Annotated in this window: 11 protein-coding genes and 2 pseudogenes; 11 read left to right on the top strand and 2 right to left on the bottom strand. The window is 57.2% G+C overall.

Going from position 1 to position 12,114, the window contains the following annotated elements; all coding sequences use genetic code 11:
- Window positions 1–240: 240 nt before the first annotated feature.
- Together B5E42_RS09050 and mobP3 are read left to right on the top strand one after the other, a co-directional pair.
- Complete coding sequence (locus tag B5E42_RS09050) at window positions 241–660, top strand: hypothetical protein (protein WP_087238844.1); 420 nt, start codon at window positions 241–243, stop codon at window positions 658–660.
- Window positions 657–2,111, top strand: coding sequence for a MobP3 family relaxase (gene mobP3, locus B5E42_RS09045; protein WP_087238842.1), 1,455 nt, complete (start codon window positions 657–659; stop codon window positions 2,109–2,111). Before B5E42_RS09050 ends, mobP3 begins: the two co-directional genes overlap by 4 nt.
- 16 nt (window positions 2,112–2,127) lie before the next feature.
- Here the strand turns inward: mobP3 and B5E42_RS09040 are convergent, their stop codons facing one another.
- The gene (locus tag B5E42_RS09040) at window positions 2,128–3,375 is read right to left on the bottom strand and encodes a DNA polymerase IV (RefSeq protein ID WP_087238840.1); all 1,248 of its coding nucleotides are present in this window, start codon (window positions 3,373–3,375) and stop codon (window positions 2,128–2,130) included.
- A gap of 113 nt (window positions 3,376–3,488) precedes the next feature.
- On the opposite strand from B5E42_RS09040, the gene B5E42_RS09035 reads away from it, so the two are divergent.
- From B5E42_RS09035 to B5E42_RS08985, 9 genes and pseudogenes are all read left to right on the top strand, one after another.
- Window positions 3,489–4,082, top strand: coding sequence for an SOS response-associated peptidase (locus B5E42_RS09035; RefSeq protein ID WP_087238838.1), 594 nt, complete (start codon window positions 3,489–3,491; stop codon window positions 4,080–4,082).
- Window positions 4,083–4,149: 67 nt separating this feature from the next.
- Entirely contained in the window at window positions 4,150–5,073 is a 924-nt protein-coding gene (locus tag B5E42_RS09025; RefSeq protein WP_242967073.1) for a DUF3991 and toprim domain-containing protein, read from the top strand.
- Window positions 5,074–5,217: 144 nt separating this feature from the next.
- A complete protein-coding gene (locus B5E42_RS09020; RefSeq protein WP_343214185.1) occupies window positions 5,218–5,601 on the top strand; it encodes a hypothetical protein in 384 nt (127 codons plus the stop codon).
- 837 nt (window positions 5,602–6,438) lie between these two features.
- Window positions 6,439–7,198: pseudogene (locus B5E42_RS09015) on the top strand (IS5 family transposase).
- 139 nt (window positions 7,199–7,337) lie between these two features.
- Window positions 7,338–7,799, top strand: a pseudogene (locus B5E42_RS09010) (reverse transcriptase domain-containing protein); the annotation flags it as partial.
- 113 nt (window positions 7,800–7,912) lie between these two features.
- On the top strand, window positions 7,913–8,533 hold the full coding sequence (locus B5E42_RS09000) for a reverse transcriptase domain-containing protein (RefSeq protein WP_162613953.1): 621 nt from the start codon (window positions 7,913–7,915) through the stop codon (window positions 8,531–8,533).
- Window positions 8,534–8,576: 43 nt separating this feature from the next.
- Window positions 8,577–9,212 (top strand): HNH endonuclease signature motif containing protein, encoded by a 636-nt coding sequence (locus B5E42_RS08995; RefSeq protein ID WP_141242505.1) that lies wholly within the window; start codon window positions 8,577–8,579, stop codon window positions 9,210–9,212.
- A gap of 66 nt (window positions 9,213–9,278) precedes the next feature.
- Window positions 9,279–10,682, top strand: a complete 1,404-nt coding sequence (locus B5E42_RS08990; RefSeq protein ID WP_087238829.1) for a type IV secretory system conjugative DNA transfer family protein — start codon at window positions 9,279–9,281, stop codon at window positions 10,680–10,682.
- Window positions 10,679–10,936, top strand: coding sequence for a helix-turn-helix domain-containing protein (locus tag B5E42_RS08985; RefSeq protein ID WP_087238827.1), 258 nt, complete (start codon window positions 10,679–10,681; stop codon window positions 10,934–10,936). The genes B5E42_RS08990 and B5E42_RS08985 overlap by 4 nt, the downstream gene beginning before the upstream one ends.
- Window positions 10,937–11,220: 284 nt before the next feature.
- Here B5E42_RS08985 and B5E42_RS08980 read toward each other — a convergent pair whose 3' ends face one another.
- On the bottom strand, window positions 11,221–11,616 hold the full coding sequence (locus tag B5E42_RS08980) for an ATP-binding protein (RefSeq protein ID WP_242967072.1): 396 nt from the start codon (window positions 11,614–11,616) through the stop codon (window positions 11,221–11,223).
- Between the last annotated feature and the right edge of the window lie 498 nt (window positions 11,617–12,114).

Raw genomic sequence — 12,114 nt, 5'->3', positions numbered from 1 at the left:
CCCGTTGGGGCCGGTTTCGCCCCGGTTTGGGGCGTTCGATTTTTGTACTAGGATAAAGGACCGCCGTGGTGAGCCCCGGCGCTCCGGCCACAAAGCCCCGCAGTGCGGGGCTTTCCCGGATTTGGAGCACCGCCGTTCTGTTGCTCAAAAGGACGCGGGAGAGCGGTGGTGATTTCCTGAAAGGGCGGAATTCCAAGGGGTTCCGCCCTTTCGCTCCGCCGTGATGAGAAAGGAGAGCGTATGAGCGAGCAGAACAGGGAAAAGATCACCCTCTGGCTGAAACCAGACTTGCTGCGCCGGATGGACGGTTGGCTGGAGGAGGACAACTGCAAGACCCGGCGGGAGTTCATCGAGAAGGCCCTGCGGTTCTACATGGGCTATCTGGCCACGGAGGACACCTCGGAGTACCTCTCCCGTGCCCTGGTGGACACATTGCGTGGAACCCTGGCGGACAACGAGAACCGGCTGCGCACTTTGCTGTTCAAGCTGTGCGTGGAGGTCAACATGATGGGCCACACCGTGGCCGCACACTTCCGGGCGGACCCGGTGAACCGCCGGGAGCTGCGGGCCTACGCGGTGGACGAGGTGCTGCGCACCAATGGGAAGATCAGCTTCGACGACGCGCTGAACCTCCAGCGCCAGGTTTACCCTGACGGATGAGCCGCGTCCGGTTCATGTCCCCCTACCTGAAGGGCGGCCGAGACACCGGCAAGCTGGTCAACCGAGCCCGCTACATCGCCACCCGGCCCGGCGTGGAGGTGCTCAGGGGTGAGCACGGGGACCTGCCCGCCACGAACAAACAACAGGCTTATGTCCAGCGCCTGCTGCGGGACTTCCCAGGCGCGGAGGAGCTGCTGGAGTATGAGGACTACCGCAACGCGCCCACACAGGCAAACGCCGATACTTTCATTCGCCAGGTGCAGGAGGACTTCGCGGAGCCCATGAGCCGGATGGAGAACTACCTGGACTACGTGTCCCACCGCCCCGGTGTGCAGCTGGACGGTGAGCACGGTCTTTGGTGCTCAGAGGGCAAGGTGCGCAACCTCTCCCAGGCCGTCCGGGAGGTGGCAGAGCACACCGGCAGCGTGTGGACGCCGGTGGTGGCCATCCGGCGGGAGGACGCGGAGCGGCTGGGCTACAACGACGCGGACAGCTGGCGGCAACTGGTGTGCGCCTGTGCGCCGGAGATTGCCAGGGGGTACAAAATCCCGCTGGAGCATCTGCGGTGGTACGCCGCCTTCCACCGCAAGGAGGACAGCGTCCACATCCACATGGTGGTGTTCTCCACAGATCCCAAGGAGGGCTATCTCACCAAACAGGGCATCCAGCAGGTGAAGTCCGCCTTTGGTCGGCGGATCTTCCAACAGGACCTCATCCACGTCTACGAGCAGAAAACCGAATACCGGAACGCCCTGGGCCGGGATGCGGAGCGCGCCATGGCGGAGCTGATCGCTCAGATGGCGCACGGCCAGATGCAGAACGAAAACCTTGAACGGCTGGTGCTGGAGCTGGCGGAACGGCTGCACAACACCAAGGGCAAGAAAGTCTATGGCTATCTCCCGCCGGGAACCAAGGCGGTGGTAGACGCCATCGTGGACGAATTGGTAAAGGACGAGCGCGTCGCCACCGCCTATGACCTGTGGAACCAGATGCGGGAGGAGGTGTGCCGCACCTACTCCGAGCAGTTTCCGGAGCGGCTGCCCCTCTCCCGTCAGAAGGAGTTCAAGGCTGTGCGCAATATGGTCATCCGTGAGGTGCTCAAACTGGGGTGGGGTGAGCATCCCGCGGCAGATGAGGTGGTACACATGTCCACCCCACCGAGCACACCGTCTATGCAATCCGGTGCGTCACCAGGGGCACATGACCCACAGCGAAAAGCCACATCCCACCAACATACACAGACACAGCGGGCGGTATCCCACGCAGATGCCGCCCGCTGTGTACTTCAGCTATTCTATAACATGGGCCGAATCTTCCAGGAACAGTCCGCCGCGGACACCATCCAGGCCGGCCTGCACATCGATAAGAAGCGCCGCCGGATGCTCCGGGAAAAGCGCATGGCCCTGGGACACAAGGCGGATGACCATGAGGACTTTCCGCAATTCAGGTAGTCGTGGAGACAACAGACTACGAGAGCGTCCCCAGAAAGCCGATGGGGTGGATGATGTGGCTGCCCTTGGCGTCCAGATCCAGGGCGGGATCCAGCAGCTGGACGCCCCGCCGGATGCCGGTGTAGCCGTACCTGGCCCGGATGCTGTCCACCGCTCGCTCCAGATCCTCCCGCTTCTGGCGGCGGACATCCTCGGGGAACAGGGAGAGCTGGGGCTCCTCGTCCGCCGGGGACAGCCCCGCTGCCCGGACGGACAGGCTGCGCACCGGCCGGGACGGGCGATTGGCGCAAAACAGCCGGAAGGCCGACGCAAACAGGTCGCTGGAATTGCTCACCGGAAACGCAAGCTTCTCCTGCCGCTCATAGCGCAGCAGGGTGTTGTCCCGGATGCCCAGCTGGACGGTGGAGCACAGGCTCCGCTGCTCCCGCACGCGGGCGGCCACGCTCTCACACAGGGCGTAGAGGGTGATTTTCACGTCGTCATCGCTGACCAGATCCCGGGGCGCGGTTGTGCTGTTGCCCACCGACTTTACCGGCGGCATGGCGTAGTAGGTGGACACCCCGGAGAGGTCCTGTCCGTTGGCAAAGCGCCACAGCATCACCCCCACCTTGCCTAGTACGGTGTGGAGGAAGGCAGGGCTGGCCTGTGCCAGCGCCCCGATGGTGCGGATGCCATACCGCCCCAGCTTTTTGGCGGTGGCCGGCCCCACGTAGAGCAGATCGCCCACCGGCAGGGCCCACACCACCTGCCGGTAGTTCTCCCGGGTGATCACCGTGGTGGCATCCGGCTTTTTATAGTCGCTGCCCAGCTTGGCGAAGACCTTGTTGAAGGACACCCCCACCGACACGGTCAGGCCGATCTCTTTCCTGATCCGTGTCCGCAGGGTATCCGCAATCTGCCTCCCGTCCCCGAACAGGCCGGCGCTGCCGCCTACGTCCAGCCAGCTCTCGTCTAGGCCGAAGGGCTCTACCTGGTCGGTGTACTGGAGGTAGAGCGCCCGCACCTGGCGGGAGAGCTCCAGATAGCGGCCGTAACGGGGCGGCACCACCACCAGGCCGGGGCAGCGCAGCCTGGCCTCCCAGATGGCCTGCCCGGTGGCCACGCCGAAGGACTTTGCCTCGCCGCTCTTGGCCAGCACGATGCCGTGCCGCAGGGCCGGGTCGCCGCACACCGCCACCGGCTTTCCCCGCAGAGCGGGGTTGTCCAGACACTCCACGCTGGCGTAGAAGTTGTTCAGATCACTGTGTAGAATCACCCGCTCCATTACACCGCCTCCCGTACATCCGTTCTAGTATCAGTATAGGGTGGCGCCTCCCCAAATATCTACGAGTAAGTTCTGGTAATTCTGTGGTACAATATGATACCGAGGTGAGTACGATGTGCGGCAGATACAGCCTGTCCCCCGAGGAGAGCCGGGAGATCATGGACATCATCAGGCAGGTGCAGGGGAACTTCAAGACCGGGGAGATCTTCCCCACCGACCCGGTCCCCGTGCTGATGGAGGCGGGAGAGGAACTGGCGCCGGAGGTAATGGTGTGGGGTTATCCTGGGGTGGGCGGCAAGGGCCGCTCCATCATCAACGCCCGCAGCGAGACCGCCCTGGAGCGCCCCATGTTCCGCCAGTCCGTACTGGGGCGGCGGTGCGTGTTTCCCACCACCGGCTTTTATGAGTGGGGGCCCGCCAGCGGGCAGAAGCGGAAGTACCGCTTCCAGCTCCCCGGCCGGGATCGGGCGCTCTACCTGGCGGGACTGTGGAACGACTACGGCGGGCAGCGGCGGTGCGTCATCCTGACCACGGCCGCCAACCCCTCCATGGCGGGCATCCACGACCGGATGCCCCTGGTGCTGGAGCGGGAGCAACTGGCCGATTGGGTGCACAGCCCCCAGGCCGCCGGGGAGCTGCTCCGCCGGACGCCCCCGGCCCTGGCCTATGAGGAGGTGGAGCCGTCCCAGCAGCTCTCCCTGTTTTAGGAGAATCAATCAGAGCGAGTAAAGGACGCCGTGTGCAGCTGCACACAGCGTCCTTTTGCATGGAGAGGTGATAAAGACGGGAACCTATATCCACTTTACCGACGAGCAGAAGGAGCGGGCAAACTCCGTTGACCTGGAGGAGTTCCTGCGGCGGCGGGGGGAGAAGCTGCTCCGCTCCGGGCGAGAGTTCCGGCTGGAGCGACGGCACCGCATCACCGTCCGGGGCAGCGAGTGGTACGACCACGCCGCCAGGCAGGGCGGCCACGCGGTCAGCTTCGTCCAGCACTACTACGGAGCCACCTATCAGGAGGCCATGGCACTCCTGCTGGGAAACGAGTTGGGAGAGGCATATCCCGCCGCGCAGCCAAAGCGGGAGGAGCCTCCCAAACCCTTTGCCCTGCCCCCGCCCCACACCGATATGCGCCGTGTGTACGCCTATCTGATGAAACAGCGGCACATCAGCCGAGAGGTGATCACCCACTTCGCCCGGGACGGCCTGCTGTACGAGGACGCCCTGTACCACAACTGCGTCTTTGTGGGCACGGACGAGCAGGGCGTTCCCCGCCACGCCCACAAGCGGAGCACCAACAGCCAGGGCAAATCCTTCAAGGCCAACGTGGAGGGCAGCAGGCCGCAATACAGCTTTCATCACGCGGGCCGGGACAGTATCCTCTACACCTTTGAAGCACCGGTTGATCTGTTGAGTTTCCTCACGATGTACCCGGATAGCTGGCAGGAACACAGCTATGTGGCCCTGTGCGGCACCGGTGGCCAGGCCATGCACTGGCTGCTGGAGCAGAACACGCATCTCTACGATGTGGTGCTCTGCCTGGATCACGATGAGCCCGGCCAGACCTCGGCCAGGCGCCTCCAGGAAGAGTTACAGGGAGCAGGATACCGCAGCGGTATCCTGCTCCCTGTGCATAAGGACTGGAATGACGACCTGGTACAGGGGCAGGCCGTGGCTGGCCCTGCAATGACTATGGAGTAGAGCGTGTAGGCGGCAGAACCGCACCGCCCGCCAAGGGGGCGGTGCGCCCTGCCGCTGGACCGGGGCCTGGTTCAGCCTGGACCGCCAAGAAGGTCACACTTGAAGTAGATCAAATACAGAGAACAGACAAAGGGGGTAATCACAATGATCGATGACACCTGGACATTGATCCTCCTGTTGGCGCTGGCCTTTGGGGCCTTGATAGCCATCGTCTCCTTTTCCAACCGGGGCAGCCTGGACAGTATCAAGAGCAAGGATGTGGGTGACGGCCAGCACGGCACGGCCCGCTGGGCCACACCGGCTGAGGTGCGGAAAACCTACCGCTCCATCCCCTTCCAGCCCGCCCTGTGGCGGCAGAAGAACGGGCTTCCCGAGGTGCAGGGCCTGGTGCTGGGGTGCGAGGGCAAGCCCGGCAGGCTCACCGCCCTGGTGGACTGTGACGATATCCATTGCCTCATGATCGGCGCCTCCGGCGTGGGCAAGACCGCCTTCTTCCTGTACCCCAATATCGGTGTGACACGTTCCTGACTGAAAAGGTCAGGCGCAAGTCCAATGAAGCGGAATTGAAAGGAGTCCCTGAAAACAACAACTTGCAGAACTGATAACCCGACAGGTGGAATGAAGGGGTAACGCCCGGAAACGCCTGCCCTGATACTCCGAATGGCGCAGCAATGATTACGCACTGCTGTGTCATAAGCTCGGTGAAGTCGGCTGAATGCACTCGTAATATTGGTGGTTAACAAAGAGAAACAGCCATATTTCAAAGCAAACCAGAGGTGGTTGTGGGTGTTAGGCCGGGGGTCTATGGATACCTATGGTGAGGATGTCCGCAGCAAGAAACTGCGGATGACGTACTCTTGAATGTACGGGTCTAAATCGGGAATCAGCGTAATGGCTGTACTCGCACCATGCGAGGTCTGTGAGGTTTAGTAAAATTCGAAGTTATGAACCACCTTACACCGTTACAGGCGGTGTCCAGCAGACAGGCTCATAGAGAGACCTAAGGGTATTCTTGAAAGCCGGAAACGGTTTTGGATAGGGTTATCGGAACGTGGTAAGTCTGTGACATGGAGGGCGTAATCCCAATGAAGTGGCGGCAGGGAAAGCAAATGATGTATAACCTGCCCTCACACAGATGAAGGTGGTGGCACAGTACCTGTGAAGCTGTTCTAACAGGACAGTGGAGGGATAGCCACCAGTCAGTATTTACAGTAAGGGATCAAATCACGACAGATTTTATCTGCATAAGGTTCGGGTATGACTAAAAGAGGCGTCCGAAAGGAGGCCGACTTATGGCAGCAGCAGCTAGGTCTTGTTTGAAAAATAAAAGTTGCACAAAAGAAGCAGATATGCGAAACTAGAAGTATGAAACGTTATGAATTAACAACGGAACAATGGAACCGTGTCAAACCTCTTCTGCCGCCGGAAGAAACAGGGAAACGAGGCCGCCCTCGGAAGGATAACCGGACGATGCTGAACGGGATGCTCTGGATTACCCGAAGCGGCGCCCAGTGGCGGGAATTGCCAGAGGCCTACGGCCCCTGGCAGTCCGTGTATGCCCGATTTGCCAAATGGCGGGATGACGGCACACTGGAAACTGTATTTCATGCACTGTCTGAGGATGCGGACATGGAAAATCTAAGTATAGATTCCACCTGCATCAAGGTACACGAAAGCGCCAATGGCGGGGGAAAAAACAGAGGATAAGGCAGTTGGCCGTACCAGAGGCGGTCTGAACACAAAGCTCCATGCCATTGTAGATGGACTGGGCAACCCAGTGGAGTTCCTTCTCTCAGCTGGAAATGATAACGATTGTGTTCATGCCGTAGAGTTGCTTGAAAACGTTGAACTCTGCGGGAGCAATGTACTGGCAGACCGGGCTTATGGTGCTCAATCCATTCGGGAATATATCTCAGAGCATGGGGCGAATTACGTGATCCCGCCCCAAAGCAATGTGTCTAATCCCTGGCCGGTAGACTGGTATCTGTACAAGGAGCGGCATCTGATTGAGTGTTTTTTCCAGAAAATCAAGTGGTTTCGCAGAATTGCTACCAGATACGACAAGCTGGATGCCTCATTCCTGGCCTTCGTCCACCTTGCCGCCATTGCAATTTTGTTGATTTAGAACAAGTCTCACAATTTTTCAAACAAGCCCTAAGCGACCCAAGAAGCAGAAAATCAGAAATAATGAGTACTATGATACGCAGGCGCTATTTGATGACCTATACGCAAAAAGCCAAAGGGAATTTATCTTCAAGGCTTTGATGCAGTACATCACCAGCAGAGAAAACATTTTACTCGCCTATCGCAATATCAAGAAGAACAGGGGCAGTAAGACAAAGGGTGTCAATCAGAGTACAATTCTCTCTGTTGCGGGGGAAAATCCGAAGGTACTGATATCCTATGTGCGGAACCGCCTGGATTGGTTCACCCCTCACCCTGTACGCAGGGTGGAGATTCCAAAGCCAAATGGAGGAATGCGGCCCCTTGGCATTCCCACGATTGAGGACAGGCTGATTCAGCAGTGTATCCTTCAAGTCCTGGAACCTATCTGTGAGGCAAAATTCTATGCTCACAGCTATGGGTTCCGGCCCAACCGAGGAACCAGAGACGCAATCGCCAGAGCAAACTTCCTCACCAGCAGGAACAACTTCCAGTTTGTAGTTGATATTGATATCAAAGGATTTTTCGATCATGTCAACCATGCCAAGCTGCTCAAGCAGATATGAACACTAGAGCCTGTTTGAAAACTGTCAACATGCCCAATCGGCGGGCCTTTTGCCCGCTGGACGGCGCAATTTTTCCTTGAAATCCGTCAGGATTCCTGCGAAAATATTGCTTGCCAGCGATTCAAAATCCCTCGCCGCTGGGCACATCGCTAGTTTTCAAACAGGCTCTAGGTATCCGGGATAAGAATCTGCGTTGTATTTTATCGAAAATGCTGAAGGCGGAAATTGCTGGGGAAGGTGTTCCAATCAGGGGAGTCCCTCAGGGTGGGCTGCTCAGTCCGCTTTTGTCCAACATCGTTCTTAATGAATTAGATTGGTGGATAGCCAGCCAATGGGAGACTTTCCAACCAAAGCGTCACTATTCGTCGCATTCCTACGAGTACAAGATGCTGCGAGAAACCTCGCAATTAAAAGAGGTTTTCATTGTAAGGTACGCCGATGATTTCAAGTTATTTTGCAAAAAGCGGAGCGACGCGGACAAGCTGTTCCAGGCTGTACAGATGTGGCTAAGAGAACGGCTGAGCCTAGAAATCAGCCAAGAGAAATCAAAGGTAGTCAACCTTAAAAAGCACTACTCAGAATTTTTGGGGATCAAGATGAAGCTGTGGCACAAAGGAAATAAATGGGTCATTAAAGCGCATGTGCATGACAAGGCAGTTGAAAAAGCCAAATCAACCCTCAAAGACAAGGTAAAGAAGCTCCAAAAAATCTCCTACGCCCAAAAGCGTTAACGAGTTCAACGCTGCGGTGCTGTGCCTGCACAATTATTTCAATATGGCGACCAATGTCTACCTTGACTTTGACCGGATTGCCTTTGAGGTCAAAAAAAGCCTGAAATGCAGATTAAAGAACATCCTCAGCAAAAATATCATTAAGTCTAAAGCCTATCAAAAATTCTATGGCAGCTACACAGGAAAATTGTACGCTGTACGGGGCAGGGTTCTGTTCCCCATTGTATCTGTTAAAAACTGCCCTCCCAGGAATTTTTCCCAGGATATTTGCAGTTACACGCCGGAGGGCAGAAAGAAAATCCACAGTTTTCTACAGGCAATTGATAGGAAAATCCTATATAGCCTGATGGAAAACCCGGTTGGGAATACCAGCGTTGAATACAATGACAACAGAATATCGCTCTATGTTGGACAGCAGGGCCGGTGCTATGTCACAGGAGAACTGCTTCGTTTGGGTGAAATGGAAGTCCACCACAAAAAGAGCCAACAGGATGGCGGCGGTGACCTGTATGAAAACTTGGTATGGGTGACCACAGATGTTCACAGGCTCGTCCATGCGACGGATAGAGCAACTATAGAGTGTTATCTGAAGAAGCTTAATGGTATAAAGATTGATTTTCTGAGGCTGAATCAGCTTAGAAAGCTTGTTGGAAATTGTGAAATTGATTCATATAAGTGAATATTGATGGGGCGCCGTGTGAGGGGAAACTCTCATGCACGGTGCTAAGCGGGGGAAAAGCCGGAGATGACCTCAAAGGCTTACCTATCGCAACAATATGCTTGTGCCAGCGGCATGAGTTTCTTTTCAAGTGACACGAAGGGAGATCTGGCCCGAAACTATGGATCCATCGCCCGGGACTGCTACGGCTATCAGGTGTCCGTGGTGGATCTCCGCAACCCCACCCGCTCGGATGGCTACAATCTGCTCACCCTGATCAACCACTACATGGACGTGTGCCGGAAGGATCCCGCCAACCTGGCCGCCCGGGCCAAGTCGGAGAAGTACGCCAAAATCCTTTCCAAGACCATCATCAACCCAGATGGGGAGAACTACGCACAAAATCAATATTTTTACGACGCGGCGGAGGGTGTGCTCACCGCCGTCACTCTGTTGCTGGCGGAGTACTTGCCGCCCAGAGAGATCGACGGGGAGCCGCGGGAGCGGCGGCATATCGTGTCCGTGTTCAAGCTGGTGCAGGAGCTCCTGGCCCCCAGTGCCCTGCCGGGCAAGAACGAGTTCCAGCTTCTCATGAACCGCCTGCCGGACGAACACAAGGCCCGCTGGTTCTCCGGCTCTGCCCTCACTGCCGCAGACCAGGCCATGGCCTCGGTCATGTCCACCGTCCTCTCCCGGCTGAACACCTTTCTGGACTCGGAGCTGGAGCAGGTTCTCTGCTTCGACAGCGCCATGGACGCCGAGAGCTTCGTCGCAAAGAAATCCGCCATCTTCCTGATACTTCCAGAGGAAGATGCCACCAAAAATTTCATGGCCGGGCTGATGATCCAGAATCTCAGCCGGGAATTGTTCGAGGTAGCAGATGCTCACGGTGGGAAGCTGCCCAGCCGGGTGGTGTTCTTCTGCGACGAGCTGGGCACCATGCCCGCCTTCGACATCCTGCCCCTCTTCTCCGCCGGCCGCTCCCGGCGGCTGACCCTGGTGCCCATCATCCAGAGCATCGCCCAAATAGAGAAGAACTACGGCAAGGAGGGGGCAGAGATCATCATGGATAACGTGCAGGACACCGTCTTCGGCGGCTTTGCCCCCAACAGCCAGACCGCCGAGGTGCTCTCCAAGGCCCTGGGCAGCCGCACCGTCATGAGCGGCTCCATTTCCCGGGGGAAGGGCGAATCCAGCCAGAGCCTGCAGATGATAGAGCGTCCCCTCATGACCCCGGACGAGCTCAAGTCCATCCCCAAGGGAAACTTCTTCGTCATGAAAACCGGCACCCACCCCATGCGCACCCGCCTGCGGCTGTTCCTGGAGTGGGGGATCACCTTTGGGGAGCCCTACCATGTGCCCCAAAGGGCCCCCCGGAAGATCTACTATGCCAGCAAGTCGGAGTTGACCCATGCCATATACCGGGCGTTCCCCGCACCTGCCCGCCAGAACAACTACCGCACGCCGAAAAAGGAGGAAACAGCGCCATGAGCTATTTTGGTGAGATCTACGGCAACCCGGAACTGAGTGCCAAGGCCAAGCAGGTGCTGGTGTACCTCCACGACCGGGCCAACCAGGACGGCGAGAGCTGGTACGCCATTGGTACCATGGCCAAAGAGCTCAGCCTCTCACGCTCGACCATAAAACGAGCCCTGGCGGAGCTGATCCGCCAGGGCCGGGTAGAGAAGCAGGCGAGGTTCCGAGAGAATGGGGGATGTACATCCAATGATTATCGGGTACGATAAGCGGCAAGACAGGGACAATAGAAATTGGTCAATGTTGAGCAGACTATGATACTTAAGTATTCAAAAGAGGTGCAATGAGTTCCAAAATAGAGCTGTTTTCCCTCGAAAGTGGTTGGATAGCGCACAGGAGTTGTTACTATATATGCGTTTCTGCATATACCGCCCCAAGAGTGCAGTATGACCGCTGAAGGAGGTGCACTAGTTCCGTACGAATGGTGCATCCATTCCGGGAAAATGGTACATGGCGGCCGGAGGTGTGGAGTACCGGGCCTCCATGCCGGAGCTTACTCGGGGATGGCCTTGCGCTTGCGCATAGACTCACCCTCAATCTGGATGGTATAGGCGTTGTACATGATTCGGTCGCAGATTGCATCGGCCAGGGTGGGATCGTATAGGTTCTCGTACCACTCACTGGTGTTGTACTGGGAGCAGAAGATGGCGAAGGACACCTTGTTTCTGACCTCTACCAGTTCCAGCACATCTCTTGTCTCTGTCTCCTTGAGAGGGTAGAGCAGCCACTCGTCCAGGATGAGAAGTTTCTCTTTCTTGAGCTTTTTCATGTAGTCCCGGTAGGTTCCGTTGGCCCTGGCCACGGAGATCTCCACCAGCAGATCCGGCAGGCGGATATAGCGGACAGTGTAGAACCTGCGACTGGCAGCCGTGCCGAGGGCGCAAGCCAATCTCCAATGTGGTGCTTCTAATCTACACCACATCAGAGGTTTACACAAAATAGGGGATAGTCTCAGTGCGGGGCTCCAAACGCTCCTTCAAGCCATTAGGACATCTGCTTCACCACCACCCGGTCCCCGGTACCGGAGACCGGGTGGACTTCTTCTCCATGACGGTGGACTTGGTTTCCCGTGACGGTGGACTTATTTCACCGTGCGGATGGACTTCTTGGAGCGAAATATGCAACACTACCCTTCACAGACAGACAGCTGCTTCTGCATCCCTGAATCGTTGCTGACCATCTCTGTAAATGCGCCTCGTGCTTTAATTCGGCTGACGTCATGTTTCCTGCCCCCTATAGCAATAGTAGCGGATCTTCCCGCTTTTTCCGGTTCGTTCCACTACTATTGTCTCATAGTTATCTATTCGCCTGGGGATTTGATGGTTACTCTTTACCGCCGTGCTTGTGCACGATATTGTTGATATTTGTGGGATTGCTCCAAATGACA

Source organism: Flavonifractor sp. An10, from assembly GCF_002161215.1.
In the GTDB taxonomy this organism is placed as follows: Bacteria; Bacillota; Clostridia; order Oscillospirales; family Oscillospiraceae; genus Flavonifractor; species Flavonifractor avistercoris.
The sequence above is the reverse complement of the archived record's forward strand: the minus strand, read 5'-3'. Positions and strand labels throughout refer to the sequence as shown.

Bases quoted from the DNA above. Each gene is read 5' to 3' on its own strand.
- B5E42_RS08985 (WP_087238827.1), top strand. From the start codon at position 10,679: ATGAGCTATTTTGGTGAGATCTACGGCAACCCGGAACTGAGTGCCAAG.
- B5E42_RS08990 (WP_087238829.1), top strand. From the start codon at position 9,279: ATGACCTCAAAGGCTTACCTATCGCAACAATATGCTTGTGCCAGCGGC.
- B5E42_RS08995 (WP_141242505.1), top strand. From the start codon at position 8,577: ATGGCGACCAATGTCTACCTTGACTTTGACCGGATTGCCTTTGAGGTC.
- B5E42_RS09020 (WP_343214185.1), top strand. From the start codon at position 5,218: ATGATCGATGACACCTGGACATTGATCCTCCTGTTGGCGCTGGCCTTT.
- B5E42_RS09035 (WP_087238838.1), top strand. From the start codon at position 3,489: ATGTGCGGCAGATACAGCCTGTCCCCCGAGGAGAGCCGGGAGATCATG.
- mobP3 (WP_087238842.1), top strand. From the start codon at position 657: ATGAGCCGCGTCCGGTTCATGTCCCCCTACCTGAAGGGCGGCCGAGAC.
- B5E42_RS09040 (WP_087238840.1), bottom strand. From the start codon at position 3,375: ATGGAGCGGGTGATTCTACACAGTGATCTGAACAACTTCTACGCCAGC.
- B5E42_RS09050 (WP_087238844.1), top strand. From the start codon at position 241: ATGAGCGAGCAGAACAGGGAAAAGATCACCCTCTGGCTGAAACCAGAC.